Origin of the sequence: Bacillus sp. FSL M7-1020, assembly GCF_038050415.1 — a bacterium.
GTDB lineage: Bacteria > Bacillota > Bacilli > Bacillales > Bacillaceae_G > Bacillus_A > Bacillus_A toyonensis.
The window spans coordinates 2786294-2807737 of record NZ_JBBOTW010000001.1 but is presented as its reverse complement, the minus strand read 5'-3'; the positions used below and the strand labels follow the sequence as shown (position 1 = coordinate 2807737).

The following is a 21444-nucleotide window of genomic DNA, read 5'->3' as shown; positions in this document are numbered from 1 at the left end:
CTTTCTTTATTTTTTTCTATCTTTCCAAAGAGCCAAGCTTTTCTCCAATGTTGTCTTACACAATCTTTCTGCTTCAATTGCATCTCCCTTTAATGCAGCTTTTAATAAATCGTGATAATAGTTGAAGGATAACTCACGATGATCTTTTACAGAAAAATACCTTTTTGCCATATCTACATAAATGGAATCAAAGCTATTTAAAATGAGTAGAAAGATTGGATTGGCAGCAAGCCCAGCACACCTTTTTTGCAAATCCCAATCAAATGCTGCATAGCTTTCTGCACTATCTTCAAGTTGCTCAAGATTAGCAAGGAGAGCAACCACTTTAGGTTGATTAAACGTAACAGCATTACGAATATAAGTCGGAGTCAACGAACTTCTAAATTCTAATAAATACATAATGAATTCATCTGTAATGGTATGATGATTCTCAACAATATTAATAAGTGTCGTTAGATTACCATTGCTCCAATAATCATTAATGATCGATGGCATTCCTTTTCTTCCTGTTATCCAGCCACTTCTTCCTAAACGTTGAAGCGCCTCACGAATAGTTGGGCGACCAACACCAAATTCTTTCGCAAGCTCTCTTTCCGGCGGTAAAGTGCTTCCTATAGAATAAACACCGGCCAATATGGATTTAATTAATTCGTTCACAATTTTATCTGAGGTGCGTTCCTTTTCTTTCAAGTCATCGTCTCCTTTATTTAATGGTAATACATGTTCAAGGCATTGGTAATACCAAAATTATATATTGAATTTGAATTTTCTGTCAATGATAAAGGAGTGAATTTTTATAATTAGGATTGTCGAACTTTCTATATATTTCTATGAAAAGAATAGTTTATTTTCATTGCTTTCGCACTCAACTTCTTTAATTTTAAGAAAATTTATTTATCAATCCGCTATTTTAGAAAAAGGAAAAAACCATCACTATAGAACGAGGAGAAGATCCATTTTATTTATGATTAATGACAATGACAAGATAGAAAATTATGAACTGGAAGGAATATAAAGGGGATGAAAATGATTGTTCCTGCAAAAGGAAAGGACAATGCCTATCAAGTTGTAATTATTGAGGATGTTTTAAATAAAGCTGAATTAGAAAAGATTATACTTTCCATGCTAAATCAAAAAATAGGGTTCTTAAGATAAGTATCTTAAGAACCCTATTTTTTGAAAAGAACTTCTAAATTGGACTGAGGAAATTTAGGATTCCTAAAATAACTAAGATCTAATTAACCATAGAAATATAAAATTCCCATTTTGGGCGTACTTCAGAATATTAGCTTGATAGCGATGGGGGAGCACCCCATCACCATCAAGCTAATATTTTCATATCCCCCTAATTAAAATTTTCTTTCTCTACAGATAGCTATTCTGAGAAGCCGCTCATTTTTTTATTTTGGGGGCATTTCTTTTTCTTAAGTTGATGGGTATGTATTGCAACCTCTATTAGACGATAGTGAATTAACAATTTCGGGGTTCAGTTCAACTTTATTCAAAATAAGATTTTTTTGCAGTAAAATCAATGTTAGTGGAAATTTTTTATCAAATTTTTTTCTAAATTAACATAAATACTTGCAATGTTTAAATTAGTACTATATAGTTCTAGTTATGACAAAGGTAAAATTAATGAATCAAAAACGTGTGATTGAAGTAGCTGCAACATTATTTTTAGAAAAAGGGTTTGCTTATACAAGTATGGATGAATTAGTACGTGTAAGCAAAGTTTCAAAGTCTAATGTGTATTATCACTTTTCTAATAAGGAAGTATTATTAGAAGGGGTCGTTGATTATTGGATTGAAATGTATCAATCTGCAATTGATGACGTACTTTCTCAGAACCAATTTTTAGTTGAAGATCGTATCCAACTGTTTTTAAAGCAATTATCACAAGGAGTTCAATCGAGAGAGTATAAGGGGAGCTGTCCATTTATTACTCTTTATATTCAAAGTCCTAAACAGGCCACGCAAATAAAAGAAAAAATAGGTCTTTTTTTTACAGGATTACAAAAGAAAGTTTCTCTATTACTTAAACAAGGGGTAGAGAATGGAGAATTCAGAAATACGATTCATATTGATGAGGTTGCATCACTGTTTATTACAAATCTTGAAGGAGCGTTATTTATTTCAGAAACATTGAAGGATGCAACTGTAATTACGAAAACAGCAGATCATTTTTTAAAATTGCTTCGATAAAAGAAGCTTTTTTTTTACATCAAATTAGTACTAAATAGTACTAAAAGGGGGATTTTATATGAGAACAGTATTTTTAATTGGTGGAACAGGCTTTATTGGAAAGCAATTAGTGAAAGAATTAGCCAAAGAGGATGTTAAAATTCTTCTTTTAGTGAGGTCGAAAAGTAAAGCAACACGCCTTTTTCAAGAAAGAGGCATCTTAAAAAAGGCAGTTATGCACTTTATTGAAGGTGATTTGACGAAAATAGATTTAGGTCTAAGTGCTGAAGATAAGGAGAGGGTATTGAAAACGGATGTGATTATTCACGCAGGAGGCCCCATGGACATTCAAGTGACAAGTAAAGAGGCAGCTTCCGTATTTTTAAATGGCGCCAAACATATTAGTGAATTAGCTAAAAGTATTCATCAATTGAAGGGCTTGCAACAATTTATTCATGTTGTAGGTTATATGAGTCCCTTTGATGATAAAAATAGCAAGATTGCAATTGATGTGTTTAAAGAAGGAAACAATTATTTGAAAATAAAAAATCCATATGAGAGAACAAAATTTTTAGCAGATCTTTATATCCGTCATCAGGCATTAGCAGTAGGTTATCCGCTTTCTGTAATTAATCCGCCAACTGTAGTCGGTAGTAGTAAAACAGGGAGTACAGAACAGATAGCAGGATTAGGTTTGCTTGTGATGAGTATGCGAAGAGGGCTCATGCCAGTGATTCCTGGAGGTAAGGGATATAGGTTACCACTTATTTCAAACGATGAGCTTGCGAAGTTTATTGTGCAGGTTTTTAGATTGGAACAACCGACTATTCAAACATATACACTTGTTGAAGACAAACAGCACGATCAGAACATTGCTGAATTATTAAGTATTATGTCGGAAAGTATGAATATGAAGGCACCAAAAATCTCTGTCCCAATGCCACTTATGAAAGCAATTATGAATAGTGGAGTAAGTAAAATAACAAAAATGCCTTCTGATGGACTGAATTTTATTACAAAACGAAAATTTTCAAATGTTTCAGCGAAAAAAATTATGGGAGGAGATTGGTTTAAGAAGACGAGTGTAATGAAATTTTTCCCTGCCGTAGTAGCTGATCTGGATTATCGAATGATGTATCAAAATGGCCAACATAATCATTTATTTAAACGAACATTATGCGATAACACCACCCTTTACCAATTACAAGGAGAGGGTAAACCGTTTATTTTATTACATGGTTTATTGAGTGATGGAGAGGATTTATTTCCTTTAGCACAAGAGCTTCATGAAAAAACTGGTCAACCTGTATGGATTTTGGACCTTCCAGGTTTGGGACGTTCTCCTTTTAAACAAGAGAAAAATCTTCTAGATATCTATTTGAATGTAGTGAAAAAGTTATTGGAGAAAGCTACTAATGGTGCACATCTAATTGGCCATTCATTCGGTGCGTTTATTCTTCTGGAAGCATTGGTACAAGAGTACATAGATAAGAAGTATTCAATCACTTTACTTCAGCCACCTGTTGCTAAAAAAAATGCTAAATTGCTAAATGTTCCTCAATTTATGAACAAATGGACATTAAAATTGGCAACTACTAATTTGATAGGGCGTTATTTATTAAGTAATGGTTTGTTTGAAAGTATGGAGAGCATCCCTGAACAGTATATTGAAAAAATAAGTAAAAGTTTTACTTCTCCTAGAATTTTAAATACTACGGTTCAGCTTAACAGTTTATTACTGAAAAACGATCAAGGTGATTTCAATGAAGTAACAAAGTATAATCTTCACATTATTTGGGGGGATTATGACAGAGGCTATTCTGCTCCATCGCATCTTGGTAAGGTTGATTTTGTTCCATATGGCCATCATTTTCCTCTTAGCCATCCGAGTGAAACGGCAACATTAGTAATAAAAAATAGTAATACTAGCAGATGAGAGTGTGGGATAAATAAAAAGTGTGTAGTAAGATCGTTGTGTCTTTGAAATAAAATCGTACTGTTTAGGGCCCCACCCCATCACCATCAGACTAAGAAACGCAAATACCTCAAAACGAAAAAATGAGCATTTTGTTACAAGATAGTACAAAATTTCGTTCTGGGGGTGCTATAAAATTTTAGCTTGATGGCGATGTGGTGCTACCCCATGCCCATCAACTTAAGAATTTAGAACTCCCCAAAAAATTATGAGTTTTTTGTTACAAGTTATCACAAAGTTTCGTTTTTGGGGTAGTTTTATTTTCTTGGCTTGATTGCGATGAGCGGTACCCCATAAAGGCCCCTGATACATAATTGATGTTCTGCCATTTGTAGAAAACAATCCACTTATACCATTTTAACAAGAAGAAATATCTCGTCCATGTTGTAATATTGGCTTACGTTAAGCTTGTGAAAAAAACATATTCATGTATAATACAATTGATGTATGATACATTAGTTGTAGGAGGGTGACCTTTTTGAAAAGAGAAGATGCCTTAAAACTAAGGACAGATATTAAGAAAATGATTATAATAACTGGGGTTTTTGAATCTCAAAATTTGCCCAATGGACCATTTGAAAAACCTTTACCAACTTCTCAAATGATGGCGTTAGAGGAACTAGAGGTGGAAAAACTAACTGTTTGGCAACTATCCAATAAACTTAGATTAGAGACTTCAACTGTAAGTAGATTGGTAGATAAGTTAGTAAAAAAGGGGCTTATTTATCGTGAAGTAAATGAAAAAAATAGAAGAGAACTTTTTCTGCATCTCACAGAAAAAGGTCACATAACTGTTAATTGCTTAAGAGAGCAATCCATTACATTTTATCAAAGTATTCTCAATAATTTATCAGAATCAGAACAAAAAATAGTTGTGGATGGTTTTGAATTATTTATTGATTCTATTTCTAAGCCTTTTGATTAGAGTGAGGTAAGTCATAACATTTGGAGGATAAAATGAGTTTGCATTTTGAACGTCCTATTATTGAATTAAAAGAGAAATTTGATGAATTAAAGAAAATTATGAAAGAAAATAATGTAGATTTATCGTCAGAAATTCATGAATTAGAAAAACGTTTAAATAAAATGCAAGATAAAATTTATTCTAATATTACACCTTTTCAACGAGTTCAAATTGCAAGGCTACGTAACCGACCCACGACATTGGACTATATACCTTTATTGTTTACAAATTTTCTCGAACTTCATGGTGATCGATTATATGGTGATGATAAAGCAATGATGGGTGGTATTGCAAAATTTAAAGGAATGCCCGTTACGGTTATTGGTCATCAAAGAGGTAGAAATACAAAGGAAAGTATAGAAAGAAATTTTGGAATGGCACATCCAGAAGGTTATAGAAAAGCGCTAAGACTTATGAAACAAGCTGATAAATTTAATCGCCCTATTATTACATTTATTGATACAATAGGCGCCTATCCAGGGATAGGGTCTGAAGAACGTGGAATTTCTGAAGCGATAGCTCGAAATCTATTTGAAATGACTACACTTAAAGTGCCGATTGTTTGTATTGTAATTGGAGAGGCATCAAGTGGTGGAGCTCTTGGCATTAGTGTCGGTAACCATATCCATATGTTAGAGTATTCATGGTACTCGGTAATTTCGCCAGAAGGAGCAGCATCTATCCTATGGAAGGACGCTAAGTATGCTCCAGAAGCTGCTGAACATATGAAAATTTCAGCAAAAGATTTAAAACATTTAGGAATTATTGATGAAATCATTCCTGAAATTAAAGGTGGAGCACAAAATGATATAAAATCACAGGCAAAAATGATTGAATCTGTAATCGAATCATCTCTAAAAAAATTGATACTATTATCCTCGGAAGAGCTTATACAACAGCGGTATGAAAAGTATAGACAAATAGAGAATTATAAATGAAAATATTTAAAGTCCGTATTACATTTCGGAGGATTCTCGCAAAAAAATTTCGAATATTTTGTAAGTAACCTCTTAAACTGGGATATGCTGATACTATTACTCTACAAAAGATGTGTGATCGGTATGGAAAAGGAAAATTTGTTCAAATGGAAGCATTATCACATACCCATCAACTTAAGAAATTGATTGTTCCCCAAAACGAAAAAATGAGCTGAATTCTCATAAATAACTGTAAAAAGGTGGAAATTTCGTTATGGGGGGTATCTCAAAAGCTTAGGTTGATGGCAATGTGGTACCGCCAACAAGACACGAATTTTGCATGCTAAGCAAAAAAACAATAAGCTGTCCACATGGACAGCTTATTTACATAATTCTCGTTATTGGAAGTAGAATAGGGGTCCTAAAATAATGTATAAGAGATAAAGCCCAAGAAGAACGGCAGTAATTACACGTGATGTTGCCATCAATTTTTGGTTCTCGTATAACTTATTCAAGAAAAAGAAGAAGAGGACTATCCAAATTCCTTTTGAAAAAAACGTATACAGCATATTAAATGTAACATCAAAAAATTGTATGAAATTCATTGAGATTCTCCTTCCGTCTTTCCTTATTATACCATTAGCGAGGAGTAATACATCGTGTAATTTTTTTGTATATGATATACATATTCGGTTAACATAACGTCTCATTATCGGTAGCAAGTTTTTCATAGAATCCTTGTTTTTACTAAATCTTTTGTCTCTATGTCTATCTATCACTTATACAAGATTTTATACATCATTGATATAGCGGAGATTCTAGGGATCTTCGCTATTCTTTTTTGCATAAAATCTTGTATAAAAAAGTAGTTATACTAGTGTGTTTTACTCCGATTCATTTCAAAATATAATTGAAAATCCACCTTTAAATTAAAAAAGAAGGTGTTACCTTTATATATAAATAACTTCGAAATATTGTATAACAGATAATTTTTATCCCGCTTTAATGGGCAGTAAGACCCCCACCTCAAAATGCAGCGAAAGCAAAGAAGTTAGGTGGGGGATCAACTGCCCATAAAAGTCCGATTGGTGAGGGCTAATAATCAGTGGGGGATGAAGAAAACCCCCACTGATTAAAGTTTCACTTTATGCATTATTGATTAGCATTGCTTATGGTGCTAACGAATCAGGATAGTGTGGCGACCGACAAACTAAATAGTTGCTTATCCTCAATTATTAGAAGGAAAGCTCTATCATTTCGAGAATTTATTAGACATAGACGAGTGCTATAATTTTCTATATATACATAAAGAGGTGACTACGCATGAATCAAAGACCGTCAGAAGAAGAGTACGCCGGGAACTCTGGCGAATATATCCGTTTGGTACCGGACGGTAACATCATCGATATTCTGCTCGCCCAGGAAAAGCAAATGACCGAGCTCCTGGCATCGTTGACCGAAAGCCAGGCCGCATATCGGTATGCGGAAGGAAAATGGACGCTGAAAGAAGTCGTGGGCCACATTGCAGACGCGGAACGCGTCATGACCTACCGCCTGCTCCGGTTCGCAAGAGGGGACCAGACGCCTCTGACCGGTTTCGATCAGGAATTGTTCATACCTCCTTTCGGAAGCTGGACAACCGAGCAATTGGCCGAAGACTACCGGGCCGTACGGCAATCAACGATCACATTGCTGCGCGGGCTACCGGCGGAGGAGTGGACCCGCAAGGGCACAGCCAACAACCTAAGCATTACGGTGCGCGCCCTCGCGTACGGCATCGCAGGACACGAACTTCATCACATGGGGGTCATCCGAAATCGGTACTTGAGTTAATCATCGGCTGAGGCCTTTGGAATGGAACTAACAGCTCTCATACAACCTTAGATACCGTTCTTATTGGGGGCCCGCCCCACAACCATCAACTTAAGGATTTAGACTATTTTTGAAATTAAAAGCACATTACTATTCTCTTATGTTAATGAGAATAGTAATGTGCTTTTTATGAATATGCAACAAAAACAAGAGTTATCTTTATTTGCCGAAGCGTTATATCGATTTTTTTCATTTGGGGGTATTTGTTTTTCTTAGCTTGATAGTGATGAAGCACTACTCTATAATGGTCAAATTAAAATTTAAAACGGTTATAGAGACTCCATTCCTCGGAAATATTGTAACTATTAAGTTGTAAAAAGAACCGTAGTTTTTTATTTTTGAAAAGGCTATGGTCCTTTTTAGTTGTAGCAAAGATATGACGTGAGGAAGTTTTTATAAATCGAAAAAATTTGATTAATTAGTTGCATAATAAATTAATCAGCATATATACTATAAACATCAAAAAAAATTGATGAAGAGAGAGTGAACTACAGTGGCGCAAGATTTTCAGCTCTATGAGAAAAAGTTTAAAGCGTTGGCGGATCAAAAGCGTTTAGAGATTATGTATGAGCTTTGTCAGCGAGGCCAGACGTGTGTATGTGATTTAACGGAGGTTTTTGAAATGACGCAATCTAAGTTGTCCTATCATTTAAAGATTTTATTAGATGCAGGTTTAATTATAAAAGAAACAAAAGGTACGTGGAGTTATTATGATTTAAATGATGTGGAAGTAAATAATTTATTATCAGAAGAATTGTGCTGTATCTTTAGAAAAACAGGCAAAGGTAGTTGCTGTTAAAATTTTGCGTTATTAATCAAAAAAAATTGATTAATAATATATAAGAGGAGGAATAAGCTATGAGATATGTTCACGTCGGTATAAATGTTACGGATTTAGAGAAGTCTATCGAATTCTACGAAAAGGTATTTGGTGTGTCACCAGTTAAGGTGAAAGTGGATTATGCAAAATTTTTATTAGAGACGCCAGGACTTAATTTTACACTGAACGTAAGAGATGAAGTGAAGGGAAATCAAGTAAATCATTTCGGTTTCCAAGTGGATACAGCTGAAGAAATTACATTGCATAAAGAAAGATTAGAAAAAGAAGGTTTCTTTGCGCGTGATGAGATGGATACGACTTGTTGCTATGCGGTTCAGGATAAGTTTTGGGTAACAGATCCTGATGGGAACGAGTGGGAATTCTTTTATACGAAAGCACAGAGTGATGTTCATACAATAGAAGAGGCATCTTGTTGCACGACTTCAAATGAGGTAGCTAAAAATTCTTGTTGTTAATAGGAGATGGAAAATAAAATGAAACGTTTATCTTTTCTAGATCGATATTTAACACTATGGATTTTTCTAGCTATGGCTGTTGGGATTGGTTTAGGGTTTGTGTTTCCTAGTGTAGTAGACGGACTGAATACATTACAAGTTGGAACAACGTCTATCCCGCTTGCTGTTGGTTTAATTGTCATGATGTATCCACCATTAGCGAAAGTTCGTTACGAGAAAATGGGCCGAGTGTTTAAAGACGTAAAAGTATTGGTTTTATCTTTAGTACAAAACTGGATTATTGGACCTGTACTTATGTTTGTTTTAGCAATTATTTTTCTTCCTGATAAGCCAGAGTATATGGTCGGGCTCATTATGATTGGTTTAGCACGTTGTATTGCAATGGTGATTGTTTGGAACGATCTTGCAGATGGGGATAAAGAGTATGCGGCAGGTTTAGTGGCTTTTAATTCAGTATTCCAAATGTTATTCTTCTCCGTTTATGCATACGTGTTTGTAACAGTCATTCCAGAATGGTTAGGGATTGAAGGAGCTATTGTCGATATTACAATGATAGAAGTAGCGAAATCAGTATTTATCTACTTAGGAATTCCTTTTATAGCAGGCATGTTGACACGCTTTGTACTCGTTAAGTTAAAAGGAAGACAGTGGTATGAAAAGGTGTTTATACCTAAAATTAGTCCACTTACATTGATTGCATTGCTATTTACGATTATCATTATGTTCTCTTTAAAAGGGGAAATGATTGTTAGCGTACCATTAGATGTGGTAAGAATAGCAATTCCGTTATTAATCTATTTTATTGTGATGTTTTTTGTTTCTTTCTTTATGGGAAGAAAAATTGGTGCAAACTATCCGGTAACGACAACGTTAGCATTTACAGCAGGTAGTAATAACTTTGAGTTAGCGATTGCTGTAGCAGTTGGTGTGTTTGGTATTCATTCAGGCGCAGCATTTGCAGCTGTTATCGGGCCGTTAGTGGAAGTACCTGTAATGATTGCACTTGTAAACGTCGCTTTTTGGTTTAAGAGAAAATATTTTAGTGATCAGCCAGTATAATTTAAAAACAAAGGCGGAAAACAACATGGAAAACAAAAAGACAATTTATTTCTTATGCACAGGAAATTCATGCCGAAGCCAAATGGCAGAAGCATGGGGCAAACAATATGTAGGTGATAAGTGGAATGTATATTCTGCAGGTATTGAAGCACACGGAGTAAATCCAAATGCTATTAAAGCGATGAAAGAAGTAAATATCGACATAACAAATCAAACTTCGGATATAATTGATGTAAATATTTTAAATAACGCTGATTTAGTTGTTACCCTTTGTAGTCATGCAGATTCTGTTTGTCCTTCGACACCTCCGCACGTAAATCGTGTTCACTGGGGATTCGATGATCCAGCAGGAAAAGAGTGGTCTGAATTTCAACGTGTTCGCGATGAAATTGGAGAACGTATAAAGCGATTTTCTGATACAGGGGAGTAAATAAAGGAAAGAGCCAATCTTCTATTTTATAGGGATTGGCTCTTTTTTATTGATTTAAACAACTGTTAAAATGAATAGAGAATATTCTGTCATGGTGGTAAAGTTAGAATAGAGCGGTTTCAGGAAGGTGGTTTAACATATGATTTCTGAATTAAACATGAATGATTTTTATAAATGTAACGGTTTAGTAAATGAAAAAGGTCAATTAGAAGTAAAGGCTGTAATTGCAGGGGTGAACCCTGGTCGTATATTTGTAGATAACATCTATTCTCCTAATTCAGGACTTATCTGGTTAGGGAATAATGATGGCTTCTTTTTATAGGAAGTGCAGAAAATGAAAAGTTTAATAATGAAATGAATAGTTTTATTGATAATGTGATAGAACCTGAGGCGAGAAAGGCTGGACTAGATTGCTTTGAAGCAATTGGTAATCATTCAAAGTGGAATAAAACAATCGAAAAAATATTTCAATATCGTAAATTAAAGAGTTGGAATCAAAGGGTGTATACGCTAAAGGAAGAGGATTATGAGGGTAATTATGAACCTAAAATTGAACAAGGGTATACAGTGATAAAAATGAGTAAAGCTCTCTATGAAAATCAGGGGAATGTATTGAAGAATATTGAATTTTTACAATCAAAAATTTTAGAGTTTTGGTCCTCGCTTGATGAATTTTTTAATGAGGGAATAGGCTATTGTATAGTTTTTGACAACCTGATTGTAAGTGTATGTTTTTCAGGGTTCGTTTTTGAAAATATACATTGCATAGATATTGAAACGATAGAAGGTCACCAAGGTAGAAAATTAGCGCAAACGATAGTTCATAGTTTCGTAAAAGAGTGTTTGGAGAATAAGATCATTCCATATTGGGACTGCATGGAATTAAATAAGCCTTCTGTGGCTGTTGTAGAAAATGTAGGTTTTACAAATGTGTTTAATTATGTAGGATATTATTTTCCTTTTGAGTAAATTAAGTGTATGTTACAAACCTATCATCAAAAGTTTTTACATGTAAGGAGAATAGGATGAAACATATAATAAAAGACGTAGTAATAAATTATTTTAAAGAAATTCATGCATTAGTAGTAGAAGAAGAACTACATAAGAACAGTTGGCATACAGATCTACACTATAAAATCATGGTGAATGGGAATCGGTATTCCGCACGGTTTATAAATAGCGATCGAATAATCAATTCGGCCTTTGGGGCGTTATCAAATGAACAATTGAAAGAGCAAGTACGGTTTACGTATTATTTACGAGAGCATGGAATTCCGTTTATGCAGATTAAGGAGAATATGGCGGGGGATTGCTTTACATTACTCACTTGGAATGAGGAACAGTACCGGTTTGTATTGTCTACTTGGATGGAAGGGGAGCATGTTACTTATTGTACAGAAACGATGGCAGAAGTCTTTGGAAAGGAAGCAAGAAAGATACATGATATTTCTAGTATGTTTCAAAGCTCGACTTTTCAAAAGAAATCACATTTAGATGGATATGGTGAGTTTATAAAGCTATTAGAAAATAAGGGTGGTACATGTAAGAAATTAAGAGGGTATATAGATCTCGCTAAGTACCATATAGAATGCGCACATACTAGCGATTTAGAGTTTATAGTACAAACAGATTTAAATCCTTTAAATGTCATATGGGATGCAAATCAATGTGTAAAAGGAATTATAGATTTTGAATCGATTGGATATGTTGATCGTATGGAAGGACTAGCCTTTTTAATAAAGTGGTATTCCCGGACAGAAGGAATAGGGTCACATGTAGTATGTTCGGAAGTTACTAGAGCATTTTTAAAAGGGTATGGAGATAATAACATTTTAACTATAAATGATTATAAAAGACTTTCTTCACTACTATGGTTATCCGGCAGTCTAAATTGGAACTTTGTTAAAAAGACAATGAGTCTATTAGGTGATGAGAGTGAATTAGAGAAACATTTGAGAGTTTATAAAATAAGAGGAGAAAATCTATCTGTATTAGTAAGTAGAGAAAGAGCCAATTCATATAAGTAGGTTTTTTTGTTATATACCAATTATTTTTTCGGGAATGTCTTTTGCACAAATGCATTCGTAATAACAGACTATTTTCGTAAAGGTTATAATTTATAGTATTATAGAGATAGGTTAATATAAAAAAGGGAGGATAACAATGACGAAATTATCTTATAGTGGCTTGAAATATGGAAATAGTGATATGGAAGTAAAATTATTGGTGGATATACAAAATGATAGTTTTGAAATAACACATACTAACGAAGTCTCTCTAGTAATGAATAAATCAAAAGGTGAATATATCGTAGTAAATCGAAACACATTGAAATTTGAGGTTGTTGCATAATACGAATTGAATATGAAACAAATAAACTTTATGTACCTGACTAGAGAAGTCTCTTTATCGTTTGGGAAAATAACAACAATCAATTACTAAAAAACAGCCATATTGATGGCTGTTTTTTAGTAATAAATAATTTTATTATGTTAAGCACTTGGCATCGGCGTTGGAGTAGCTTTTACACCGTCTTTTTTATATTGTTTATCGATGTTTTTTCGAATTTTTAAAGGAGACGCTCCGTTTTGTTTCATTAAAACAGCTTGGAAAGCGATATCTACACACTCTGCGTGATTCATAGCGTGTGAATTCCATGTAACTTGACCATTTTCTTTCATCTCCCGGATAAAACAATCTTTATTACTTGTATGTCCTGAGTTTTCAGCACACCCACAATAACAAGGAATCCATTGTAAGAGTTCGATATCTTTTCCTACCATTCCATAAATTTGTGAGACTTGTCCGTTTTTAGTTGATGATAAGAAAGAAGGAAGAGCTTCTACAGTAGCTGTCGTTTCTAGCGTATCACCTTTAAAATGTGTATCATTATTTTTTGTTTCTTGTAATTGATTTTGTGTGTTGTTGTTCTTAGTAGGTGATGAATCATTAATGGAAATACAGCCAATTAATAGACTTACTAATAAAAATATCGGTACGATCTTTGACATCATACGGTCTCCTCTCTGTAGAGCTACCTTTACATAATGTTTTTATTAATTCGATCTCGTTAACAACATAAACAAAGTAATGAAAGAAAAAGCAATTAACGCTAAGAAGGGGATCGTTATAAAACCTAACCAATTAATATAATCGACATTACAAGGGACACCTTGCACGCACGGGTTAATCTCTGAAATGCCAGGGATTTTTTGTATTGCATAGTGATAAAGTGAAATACTCCCGCCGATAATAGAAATTGGTAATACATATTTTTTCATATTCTTTTCATTATAGAACGTTGCAATGCCTAAAATAATACAGAGCGGATACATCATAATTCGTTGGTACCAGCACAATTCACACGGTATGAACCCAAGAATCTCACTGAAAAATAGACTACCTAGTGTCGCTATCATTGATACAATCCATGCAAAATATAAAGTGTAATTACGCCATTCAAAATGCTTATTTGTTGTATTCATCATTTCTTGTCCTTTAATGCTTTTTCAATTAAATTTTTGATTTGTTCATAATCATAAGGATCAGACAACATCGTTCCATTAATGACAATGCTGGGTGTTTGTTCTACACCGTAATCTTGCGTTAGCTTTTCATCTTTATTTACTTCTTCTTGCGCTGTTTGTTTTTTCAAATCTTCTTCAAGTTGAACGGTATTAATACTTGGTGTATATGTTTTCGCAATTTCTAATAGTTTTTCAGGAGTAATCCATGGATCATCGTGATTTGCTGGCTGTGCGTTAAATAATTCTTTATGGAAGCTCCAATAGGCTTGTGGGTCTTGTTTATAAACAGATTCAGCAGCTAAAGCAGACAATTTAGATTCCGTTCCGTGGAATAAAACATTTACATATGAAAATTTAACTTTCCCTGTATCGATATAGTCTTTTTGAAGCTGAGGGAAGATGCGCTCACCCCATGCTTTACAAGCAGGACACTTAAAGTCGCCAAACTCGATAATAGAGACTGGTGCATCTTCTTTTCCTAAAGTAGGTTGCTTGCCAATAGGGGGTAAATCTTTTATTACTTTATTTGTCGCAACTTTATCTTCTTTATTTAACACGACGAAAGCTGTAACAGCAGCGAAAATGATCAATGTGGCAACGAACAATAATTTGATGTGAGAACTTTGCTTTTTTTCATATAAACACCTCGGATTTTTTAAGTTTAATAGAAACATAATAAGTAGTTTTTAATTAGCGAATTCTTTTAATATCACGGATCATATCTTCATACGGTGTGTTTTGAAGACCTGAATACTTCTTTACAACTTTCCCATCTTTATCTACAAGATAAAAGCTTGTACCATGTATAACTTGTGTATTGTTTTCTGGTTTCGTTACAAGTGTTTGGAAGTTATCTTTTGCAAACTTTTCAATTTCTGGTCGTGTATACCCTATTAAAAAATGAGTTCGCTTCGCATCCATTTCATATACTTTCATAAACTCTGTTATTTTTTCAGGTGTGTCCACTTCAGGATCTACACTAAACGATACAAACTCTACATCTTTAATACCTTCTTTTTGCAACATGTTTTGAAGTTTTGCCATATTAGCTGTCATAGGAGGGCAAACGGTTTCACAACTTGTAAAAATAAAATCGGCTACCCAAACTTTATCCTTCAATTCAGATGAACCAAACTTTTTGCCATTTTGATCTGTAAATGTAAACTTTTCTACATCCCAATCGAGTGAATCTCTTAATTTACTATCACTACATGCTCCTAAAATCGTAATGATAGAAATAAGCATGAGTAATGTAATGACACGCATTTTTTTCATATGTACATCCTTTCAAAATTTATTTAAGGTACGGAGCTACTAGGTAGCCCCGCATCTTATTATTTGTTTCGTAATAAACGCATACTGTTTAGGATTACAATAAGCGCAGCGCCTGTATCACTTAGTACAGCCATCCAAAGAGTAAGCCAGCCTGGGAAGATAAAGGAAAGGGCAATAAATTTAATAATCAATGAGAACCATATATTTTGTTTAATAATGTACAATGCTTTCCGGCTAAGTTTCATCGTATACGGAAGTTTTTCAAGATTATCTGCCATTAATACAATATCTGCCGTTTCCATTGCTGTATCAGTTCCAGCACCGCCCATAGCAATTCCTAGATTTGCAGTAGCGAGGGCAGGGGCATCATTAATACCGTCCCCAATCATAGCTACTGTTTTTCCTTCAGATTGAAGTTGTTTTACAGCATGCACTTTGTCTTCTGGAAGTAAGTTAGCAAAATAACGATCTATTTTTGCTTTCTGTGCAATATGTTCAGCTGTTCCTTCGTTGTCTCCTGTTAACATAACAGTTTCCTGAATACCTGCTCGTTTTAATTCTTGAATCGTTTCATAAGTAGTAGAGCGAATGGAATCTGCTACTGAAATCATTCCTAAAATAACTTTGTTCGTTCCAACAAGTATCACGGTTTGACCAATTCTTTGCATCTCTCGAACTGGTTCATTCCACATTTGAAGCGAAATTCCAAACTCTTCATATAATGCTTTATTTCCAGCGTAGTATGTTTCGCCATCTATTGTGACTTGCGCACCTTTCCCTACAATAGCGCGGAAGTCCGTTCCACTTTGGATAGAAGTTTGATGCTCCTTAGCATATGCTGTAATGGCTTTTGCAATGGGATGATTAGAATATTCTTCAATTGTTGCGGCAATTGATAATAATTCATCTTCCGTACAATGTAAGCTTCGCACATGCATTACTTTTGGTTTTCCTTCAGTCAATGTACCTGTTTTATCAAACGCAATAGCATTTAATGCACCTGCAATTTCTAGTGCAGCACCACCTTTAATGAGTACACCGTTTCTTGCGGCATTTCCTATTGCAGATACGATTGCAACAGGAGTTGAGATAACTAAAGCACAAGGACACGCAACAACAAGAAGTTCTAACCCTTTATAAATCCATTCCATCCATTCGCCCATACCAAGAAGGGGAGGGATGATCATGACACCGATTGCTAATACAAAAACGATAGGTGTATAGATTTTTGCGAAACGATCCAAAAATGCTTCTGTCGGTGCTTTCTTTTCCTGTGCTTCCTCTACAAGGTGGATAATTCGAGATAACGTAGTATCCTCAACGAGTTTAGTTACTGTAATCTCAAGTGAACCTTCCTCATTAATCGTCCCCGCATATACGGAATCACCAATTTGTTTATCAATTGGGATAGATTCACCAGTTATCGGAGCTTGGTTTACAGTAGAAGTACCGCCTGTAACTGTGCCGTCTAATGGGATCTTTTCACCAGGTTTTACAACAATTGTTGTACGCACTGCAATATCATCTACAGATTTTTTTATAAGTTCAGTTCCAACTTGTACCCAAGCTTCTGACGGTGCTAAATCAATTAATCCGCGAATAGATTCTCGTGTACGTTCAATTGATTTATTTTGCAAAGTTGCACCTAATGCAAATAACCAAACAATGGTTGCACCTTCTAGCCATTGACCAATTAATGCAGCACCAATTGTAGCTGAGATCATAAGAACATTCATATCAAGTGATTTACTTCTAATTGCATAAAAGGCGCTTTTAGCAGGTTTATAACCACCGATACCGATACTCGCCGCATAGAGAAGTGTAATAAGAAGAGGTGATATGTTTGTAAAACTTCCTCCAAACCCTAAAGCTAAAAATAATCCTGAAAGAATTAAAGTTGTATTTTTAGCTTTTTGAACAGGAGCGGACCCTCTGCGGGCTCCTGCTAAGGAAGCCCCAAACCCTGCATTAGACACTTCTTTTATAATGTCATCCACATCGCGGTCATGACGAATATGCATTTTTCCAGTAGCAAAGTTTACTCGAACTTCTTCTACGCCTGAAACATTTTGTAGATGCTTTTCGATTGTTAAGGCACACGCACCGCAATCCATTCCGTCCACTACGTATGTTTGTACACCGTCTCCTACTATTTTCTGAGTAGCACGAGGAGGAGATGGATCTTCGCATGAGTTGTCACTACAGCAAGAAGACTTTGATGTCGTTTGTTCTTTTTCTAGAGCTAATTCAGATGAACAGCAGGAAGAGCTATTTTCTGTTTTTATAGAATCATTGTTACTACTACAACAAGAGGTTTCCTTCGTGATAGGGATAATTGGAATCTCTTTTTTAGAGGAGCAACATGACGAATCTTCTATTTCTTTTTCAGTACTACAACAAGAGGTTTCCTTAGCAATAGGAACAATCAGAATCTCTTTTTTTGAAGAACAACATGATGAAGTTTGTTTTTCCTTCCCGTTCTTATTTGTCATGACAGTTTTCTCCTTTTTGAGATAAACAAGCATCGTTTTTATCACATGACGCTACTTCATTTTGTACTTCATGAAAAACGACATCAAACATAGTGAGTAACTGTTCAATTTGCTTATTGCGTAAGGAATAGTGGACGTATTTTCCTTCCTGTCTACCTAGAATGATTCCGCATCCTTTTAAACAGTTTAAGTGCTGAGATATATTTGACTGATTTCCTTGCGTGATTTCCACAATTTCAGATACTGTTTTTTCACCATCCATCATACATTGAAGAATTTGTAATCTTGTTTTATCAGCAAAGCCACGGATGAACTTGGCTTTTACATCTGAATCATTTGAGTTGCACAATTGTATCCTCTCCATTCGTATTAGTAATTACTAATATGTTATTCTTTAATCATATTAGCATTGGCTAATATGTGTGTCAAAATGAATTGAGAAAAGTTTGATATTTTTGTTTTTTAGAGGCAAGTTTTCACGATATATTCATAAAGTAATAAAAAGCGGTTTACAAATTTGCGTACAGCTTATATAATTTGACTCATATAAAAAAGTTTCCTTAAGGAAACTTAAGTGCGGATTTCCATTCGCATTATATTTTTTTGTTTAAAAGTTGCCTTAGTGCAAAATAATTATATAGATGAAAAAAAGAAAGGGGAATGCATAAAAAATGGATGAGGCTATAATTGTCAAAGATTTGTTTGTATCTTATCAAGGGAATCAAGTAGTTCAAAATGTTTCCTTCGATATTGAAAAAGGGAAACTCGTTGGAATTATTGGTCCAAACGGAGCGGGAAAATCTACTTTAATGAAAGCTGTTCTAGATTTAATCCCAAATGATAAGGGATACGTTCAAGTTCTTGGAGAGGATATTCGGAGCGCTAGAAAACATGTTGCTTATGTACCACAAAGAAGTGATATAGATTGGGATTTCCCGATTACAGTTTTAGATGTGGTGCTAATCGGAACGTATCCATCTTTAGGGATGATGAAAAGACCGAAGAAAGAGCATCGAGATTGGGCTTTTGAATGTCTAAAAAAAGTCGGTATGGAGGAATTTAAGAATCGTCAAATTGGTGAGCTTTCAGGAGGGCAACAACAACGTGTCTTTTTAGCGAGAGCTTTAGCGCAAAAGGCGGAAATCTTCTTCTTAGATGAACCGTTTGTTGGAATTGATGTGACAAGTGAAGAGACAATTATTAAAATTCTTAGAGAATTACGCAAAGAAGGAAAAACGATTGTTGTTGTACATCACGACCTAAGTAAAGCAGAGTCCTATTTTGATAAATTACTATTATTGAATAAGAGCTTAATTCATTACGGAGAAGTAAGGCAAGTATTAGAACCAACTGTTATGTCAAAAGCATATGTGAATCACGGCATATTGTTTAATAATGCAGCGGAGGTACATTCATCATGAAGATTGTAGAATTTATAGATGCATTAATGCAGTACAGTTTTCTGCAGAAAGCGTTATTAACTTCCGTTATGGTAGGCGTTATTTGTGGCGTAATTGGCTGTTTTATTATTTTACGAGGTATGGCTTTAATGGGAGATGCTATTTCACATGCTGTTCTTCCCGGAGTAGCGCTTTCTTATATGATTGGGATGAACTATTTCATAGGGGCTGTTTTAACTGGTGTTATTACTGCAGTTGGAATTGGGTTTGTAAGTCAAAACAGTCGAATTAAACATGATATGGCAATAGGGATTATGTTTACATCTGTTTTTGCCGTAGGGATTATTTTAATTACTTTTATGAAGAGTAGTTCGGATTTGTATCATATTTTATTCGGCAATGTTCTATCAGTTCGCTCTTCCGATATGTGGATGACACTTATTATCGGAGTTGTCATTATTGGTCTTGTGATTTTGTTTTATAAAGAACTACTCGTATCCACTTTTGATCCAACGATGGCGCAAAGTTATGGGTTGCCAAATAAGTGGATTCATTACGGCTTAATGATTCTTCTTACAATGGTTACAGTTGCTTCACTTCAAACTGTAGGAATTATTCTAGTTGTCGCTATGCTTATTACACCGGCGGCTACAGCGTATTTATTAACAAACCGTTTATGGGTCATGATTTATTTAGCAGCAGGTATTGGTGCACTTTCATCTGTAGTAGGGCTATATTTTAGTTTCTCTTATAATCTTGCTTCAGGTGCAACAATTGTTCTCGTTGCAACATTCTTGTTCGCATTGGCATTCTTTTTCTCACCGTCACAAGGTTTGTTTTGGAGAGCTATCAAAATTAGAAAAAATAGAGCAAAGTTGTCATAATTGATTGGAGGATAAAAATGAAATTTAAAAATGTTATACTTTCAATACTTTGTATTTTCGTATTTGCATTAACAGCGTGTTCTAGTAACACAAATGGAAAAGAAGAGGGCAGTGAAAAATTAAAAGTTGTAACTACATACTCCATTATATATGATATGGTGAAGCAAATTGGCGGGGATAAAGTTGAGATTCATAGTCTTGTTCCAATTGGGGCTAACCCGCATGAATATGATCCACTACCAAAAGATGTTATGAAAATGACAGATGCAGATATGGTACTTTACAATGGATTAAACCTAGAAGAAGGTGGAGCGTGGTTTAAAAAGCTATTAAAAACGGCAAATAAATCAGAGAAAGATGCACCTGTGTATAAAGTAAGTGAAGGTGTAGAAGCTATTTATTTAGAGACAAAAGGATTAGAAAAAGACCCAGATCCACATGCATGGATGAATATTAAAAATGGCATTTTATATGCTGAAAATGTGAAAAAGGCATTAATTAAAGAAGACCCTAAAAATAAAGAATTCTATACTAAAAATGCCGACAAGTATGTAGCAGAACTTCAAAAGTTACACGATGAGACAGTGAACAGAATTCATCAAATCCCTGAGGAAAAACGTTTCTTAATCTCTAGTGAAGGTGCTTTTAAATACTTTGGAAAAGCATATGATATTAAGACGGGATACATTTGGGAAATTAACTCAGAAAACCAAGGTACTCCAGATCAAATTAGAGATGTTGTAAGTGTAATTCAAACAAACAAAGTGCCAGCTTTATTTGTGGAAACAAGTGTAGATCGACGTAGCATGGAAACTGTTTCAAAAGAAACAAACGTACCGATTGCCGGTACAATTTTTACAGACTCACTAGGTAAATCAGGTGAGGATGGAGATACTTATTTAAAAATGATGAAATGGAATATAGATACAATTATTAATGGGTTACAAAAGTAAAATTTGTTTTTTTATGTAGCATAACTATTGAAGTTTTATAAAATAAGAAAAGAAAGAGCCAACTCATACGAGTAGGCTCTTTTATTCATCCCGCCCTTTGCTGCTGGATGATAAGAATCTCACCTTAAAATTAGGCGAATGCGAGGGAGTTAAGTGGAAATCGGGATGCACGAAAAAGCATGATTGGTGTGGGCTATTAATCAGTGGGGGATGGACTCC

23 protein-coding genes and 1 pseudogene are annotated in these 21444 nt (G+C 34.7%); 16 read left to right on the top strand and 8 right to left on the bottom strand.

The genetic code is table 11. The features are described 5' to 3' along the window. Positions 1-6: 6 nt before the first annotated feature. Positions 7-690, bottom strand: a complete 684-nt coding sequence (locus tag MHB70_RS14300) for a GntR family transcriptional regulator (RefSeq protein ID WP_000659655.1) — start codon at positions 688-690, stop codon at positions 7-9. 336 nt (positions 691-1026) lie between these two features. Here MHB70_RS14300 and MHB70_RS14295 point away from each other — a divergent pair, with 336 nt between their 5' ends. The 5 genes from MHB70_RS14295 to MHB70_RS14275 all read left to right on the top strand — a co-directional run bounded on the left by MHB70_RS14295 (position 1027) and on the right by MHB70_RS14275 (position 6058). Further along, positions 1027-1155: a hypothetical protein gene (locus MHB70_RS14295; RefSeq protein WP_002093597.1), complete on the top strand. Its 129-nt coding sequence runs from the start codon at positions 1027-1029 to the stop codon at positions 1153-1155. Between the two features lie 480 nt (positions 1156-1635). Then, complete coding sequence (locus tag MHB70_RS14290) at positions 1636-2202, top strand: TetR/AcrR family transcriptional regulator (protein WP_001072318.1); 567 nt, start codon at positions 1636-1638, stop codon at positions 2200-2202. A gap of 58 nt (positions 2203-2260) precedes the next feature. Continuing rightward, positions 2261-4117 (top strand): alpha/beta fold hydrolase, encoded by a 1857-nt coding sequence (locus MHB70_RS14285; protein ID WP_061530650.1) that lies wholly within the window; start codon positions 2261-2263, stop codon positions 4115-4117. A gap of 517 nt (positions 4118-4634) precedes the next feature. After that, the gene (locus MHB70_RS14280) at positions 4635-5081 is read left to right on the top strand and encodes a MarR family winged helix-turn-helix transcriptional regulator (RefSeq protein WP_000817662.1); all 447 of its coding nucleotides are present in this window, start codon (positions 4635-4637) and stop codon (positions 5079-5081) included. Positions 5082-5113: 32 nt separating this feature from the next. Continuing rightward, complete coding sequence (locus MHB70_RS14275) at positions 5114-6058, top strand: acetyl-CoA carboxylase carboxyltransferase subunit alpha (RefSeq protein ID WP_000052091.1); 945 nt, start codon at positions 5114-5116, stop codon at positions 6056-6058. Between the two features lie 377 nt (positions 6059-6435). Here MHB70_RS14275 and MHB70_RS14270 read toward each other — a convergent pair whose 3' ends face one another. Then, complete coding sequence (locus MHB70_RS14270) at positions 6436-6642, bottom strand: hypothetical protein (protein WP_001009379.1); 207 nt, start codon at positions 6640-6642, stop codon at positions 6436-6438. A gap of 718 nt (positions 6643-7360) precedes the next feature. Here MHB70_RS14270 and MHB70_RS14265 point away from each other — a divergent pair. The 8 genes and pseudogenes from MHB70_RS14265 to MHB70_RS14230 all read left to right on the top strand — a co-directional run bounded on the left by MHB70_RS14265 (position 7361) and on the right by MHB70_RS14230 (position 13046). Further along, on the top strand, positions 7361-7870 hold the full coding sequence (locus MHB70_RS14265; RefSeq protein ID WP_001076297.1) for a DinB family protein: 510 nt from the start codon (positions 7361-7363) through the stop codon (positions 7868-7870). Between the two features lie 532 nt (positions 7871-8402). Next, positions 8403-8708, top strand: a complete 306-nt coding sequence (gene arsR, locus MHB70_RS14260) for an arsenical resistance operon transcriptional regulator ArsR (RefSeq protein WP_000046017.1) — start codon at positions 8403-8405, stop codon at positions 8706-8708. A 59-nt stretch (positions 8709-8767) separates the two neighbouring features. Then, positions 8768-9205, top strand: a complete 438-nt coding sequence (locus tag MHB70_RS14255) for an ArsI/CadI family heavy metal resistance metalloenzyme (protein WP_001270995.1) — start codon at positions 8768-8770, stop codon at positions 9203-9205. An 18-nt stretch (positions 9206-9223) separates the two neighbouring features. Continuing rightward, positions 9224-10264 (top strand): ACR3 family arsenite efflux transporter, encoded by a 1041-nt coding sequence (gene arsB / locus MHB70_RS14250; RefSeq protein ID WP_000826584.1) that lies wholly within the window; start codon positions 9224-9226, stop codon positions 10262-10264. A 25-nt stretch (positions 10265-10289) separates the two neighbouring features. After that, positions 10290-10694 (top strand): arsenate reductase (thioredoxin), encoded by a 405-nt coding sequence (gene arsC, locus MHB70_RS14245; protein WP_000428368.1) that lies wholly within the window; start codon positions 10290-10292, stop codon positions 10692-10694. Between the two features lie 139 nt (positions 10695-10833). Then, positions 10834-11663: pseudogene (locus MHB70_RS14240) on the top strand (GNAT family N-acetyltransferase). 56 nt (positions 11664-11719) lie between these two features. Continuing rightward, complete coding sequence (locus MHB70_RS14235; protein ID WP_000680486.1) at positions 11720-12721, top strand: phosphotransferase; 1002 nt, start codon at positions 11720-11722, stop codon at positions 12719-12721. A gap of 136 nt (positions 12722-12857) precedes the next feature. Beyond that, the gene (locus MHB70_RS14230) at positions 12858-13046 is read left to right on the top strand and encodes a hypothetical protein (protein ID WP_000164171.1); all 189 of its coding nucleotides are present in this window, start codon (positions 12858-12860) and stop codon (positions 13044-13046) included. 140 nt (positions 13047-13186) lie between these two features. Here MHB70_RS14230 and MHB70_RS14225 read toward each other — a convergent pair whose 3' ends face one another. Genes MHB70_RS14225 through MHB70_RS14200 form a run of 6 tightly spaced genes read right to left on the bottom strand, consistent with a single transcriptional unit; the run spans position 13187 to position 18337 of the window. Beyond that, positions 13187-13705, bottom strand: a complete 519-nt coding sequence (locus MHB70_RS14225; protein WP_000036751.1) for a PCYCGC motif-containing (lipo)protein — start codon at positions 13703-13705, stop codon at positions 13187-13189. 45 nt (positions 13706-13750) lie between these two features. After that, positions 13751-14182 (bottom strand): disulfide oxidoreductase, encoded by a 432-nt coding sequence (locus MHB70_RS14220; RefSeq protein ID WP_000982254.1) that lies wholly within the window; start codon positions 14180-14182, stop codon positions 13751-13753. Continuing rightward, a complete protein-coding gene (locus MHB70_RS14215) occupies positions 14179-14895 on the bottom strand; it encodes a DsbA family protein (RefSeq protein ID WP_000479383.1) in 717 nt (238 codons plus the stop codon). The genes MHB70_RS14220 and MHB70_RS14215 overlap by 4 nt, the downstream gene beginning before the upstream one ends. Positions 14896-14911: 16 nt before the next feature. Continuing rightward, entirely contained in the window at positions 14912-15496 is a 585-nt protein-coding gene (locus tag MHB70_RS14210) for an SCO family protein (protein ID WP_000738794.1), read from the bottom strand. 59 nt (positions 15497-15555) lie between these two features. Continuing rightward, positions 15556-17988 carry a heavy metal translocating P-type ATPase gene (locus MHB70_RS14205; RefSeq protein WP_061530649.1) on the bottom strand — a complete coding sequence of 811 codons (2433 nt, stop codon included), beginning with the start codon at positions 17986-17988 and terminating at the stop codon, positions 15556-15558. Further along, on the bottom strand, positions 17978-18337 hold the full coding sequence (locus tag MHB70_RS14200) for an ArsR/SmtB family transcription factor (protein WP_000336202.1): 360 nt from the start codon (positions 18335-18337) through the stop codon (positions 17978-17980). The genes MHB70_RS14205 and MHB70_RS14200 overlap by 11 nt, the downstream gene beginning before the upstream one ends. A gap of 322 nt (positions 18338-18659) precedes the next feature. Here MHB70_RS14200 and MHB70_RS14195 point away from each other — a divergent pair, with 322 nt between their 5' ends. Genes MHB70_RS14195 through mntA form a run of 3 tightly spaced genes read left to right on the top strand, consistent with a single transcriptional unit; the run spans position 18660 to position 21225 of the window. Beyond that, the gene (locus MHB70_RS14195) at positions 18660-19409 is read left to right on the top strand and encodes a metal ABC transporter ATP-binding protein (RefSeq protein WP_000343002.1); all 750 of its coding nucleotides are present in this window, start codon (positions 18660-18662) and stop codon (positions 19407-19409) included. After that, entirely contained in the window at positions 19406-20272 is an 867-nt protein-coding gene (locus tag MHB70_RS14190) for a metal ABC transporter permease (protein WP_000706180.1), read from the top strand. The genes MHB70_RS14195 and MHB70_RS14190 overlap by 4 nt, the downstream gene beginning before the upstream one ends. A 17-nt stretch (positions 20273-20289) precedes the next feature. Continuing rightward, the gene (gene mntA / locus MHB70_RS14185; RefSeq protein ID WP_061530648.1) at positions 20290-21225 is read left to right on the top strand and encodes a manganese ABC transporter substrate-binding protein/adhesin MntA; all 936 of its coding nucleotides are present in this window, start codon (positions 20290-20292) and stop codon (positions 21223-21225) included. The last annotated feature ends 219 nt before the right edge of the window (positions 21226-21444 follow it).

What these genes read in the sequence shown, in the direction of transcription:
- MHB70_RS14295 (WP_002093597.1), top strand. Translation starts at nt 1,027, where the DNA reads ATGATTGTTCCTGCAAAAGGAAAGGACAATGCCTATCAAGTTGTAATT.
- MHB70_RS14290 (WP_001072318.1), top strand. Translation starts at nt 1,636, where the DNA reads ATGAATCAAAAACGTGTGATTGAAGTAGCTGCAACATTATTTTTAGAA.
- MHB70_RS14285 (WP_061530650.1), top strand. Translation starts at nt 2,261, where the DNA reads ATGAGAACAGTATTTTTAATTGGTGGAACAGGCTTTATTGGAAAGCAA.
- MHB70_RS14275 (WP_000052091.1), top strand. Translation starts at nt 5,114, where the DNA reads ATGAGTTTGCATTTTGAACGTCCTATTATTGAATTAAAAGAGAAATTT.
- MHB70_RS14270 (WP_001009379.1), bottom strand. Translation starts at nt 6,642, where the DNA reads ATGAATTTCATACAATTTTTTGATGTTACATTTAATATGCTGTATACG.
- MHB70_RS14265 (WP_001076297.1), top strand. Translation starts at nt 7,361, where the DNA reads ATGAATCAAAGACCGTCAGAAGAAGAGTACGCCGGGAACTCTGGCGAA.
- MHB70_RS14255 (WP_001270995.1), top strand. Translation starts at nt 8,768, where the DNA reads ATGAGATATGTTCACGTCGGTATAAATGTTACGGATTTAGAGAAGTCT.
- arsB (WP_000826584.1), top strand. Translation starts at nt 9,224, where the DNA reads ATGAAACGTTTATCTTTTCTAGATCGATATTTAACACTATGGATTTTT.
- arsC (WP_000428368.1), top strand. Translation starts at nt 10,290, where the DNA reads ATGGAAAACAAAAAGACAATTTATTTCTTATGCACAGGAAATTCATGC.
- MHB70_RS14235 (WP_000680486.1), top strand. Translation starts at nt 11,720, where the DNA reads ATGAAACATATAATAAAAGACGTAGTAATAAATTATTTTAAAGAAATT.
- MHB70_RS14230 (WP_000164171.1), top strand. Translation starts at nt 12,858, where the DNA reads ATGACGAAATTATCTTATAGTGGCTTGAAATATGGAAATAGTGATATG.
- MHB70_RS14225 (WP_000036751.1), bottom strand. Translation starts at nt 13,705, where the DNA reads ATGTCAAAGATCGTACCGATATTTTTATTAGTAAGTCTATTAATTGGC.
- MHB70_RS14220 (WP_000982254.1), bottom strand. Translation starts at nt 14,182, where the DNA reads ATGATGAATACAACAAATAAGCATTTTGAATGGCGTAATTACACTTTA.
- MHB70_RS14215 (WP_000479383.1), bottom strand. Translation starts at nt 14,895, where the DNA reads ATGTTTCTATTAAACTTAAAAAATCCGAGGTGTTTATATGAAAAAAAG.
- MHB70_RS14210 (WP_000738794.1), bottom strand. Translation starts at nt 15,496, where the DNA reads ATGAAAAAAATGCGTGTCATTACATTACTCATGCTTATTTCTATCATT.
- MHB70_RS14205 (WP_061530649.1), bottom strand. Translation starts at nt 17,988, where the DNA reads ATGACAAATAAGAACGGGAAGGAAAAACAAACTTCATCATGTTGTTCT.
- MHB70_RS14195 (WP_000343002.1), top strand. Translation starts at nt 18,660, where the DNA reads ATGGATGAGGCTATAATTGTCAAAGATTTGTTTGTATCTTATCAAGGG.
- MHB70_RS14190 (WP_000706180.1), top strand. Translation starts at nt 19,406, where the DNA reads ATGAAGATTGTAGAATTTATAGATGCATTAATGCAGTACAGTTTTCTG.
- mntA (WP_061530648.1), top strand. Translation starts at nt 20,290, where the DNA reads ATGAAATTTAAAAATGTTATACTTTCAATACTTTGTATTTTCGTATTT.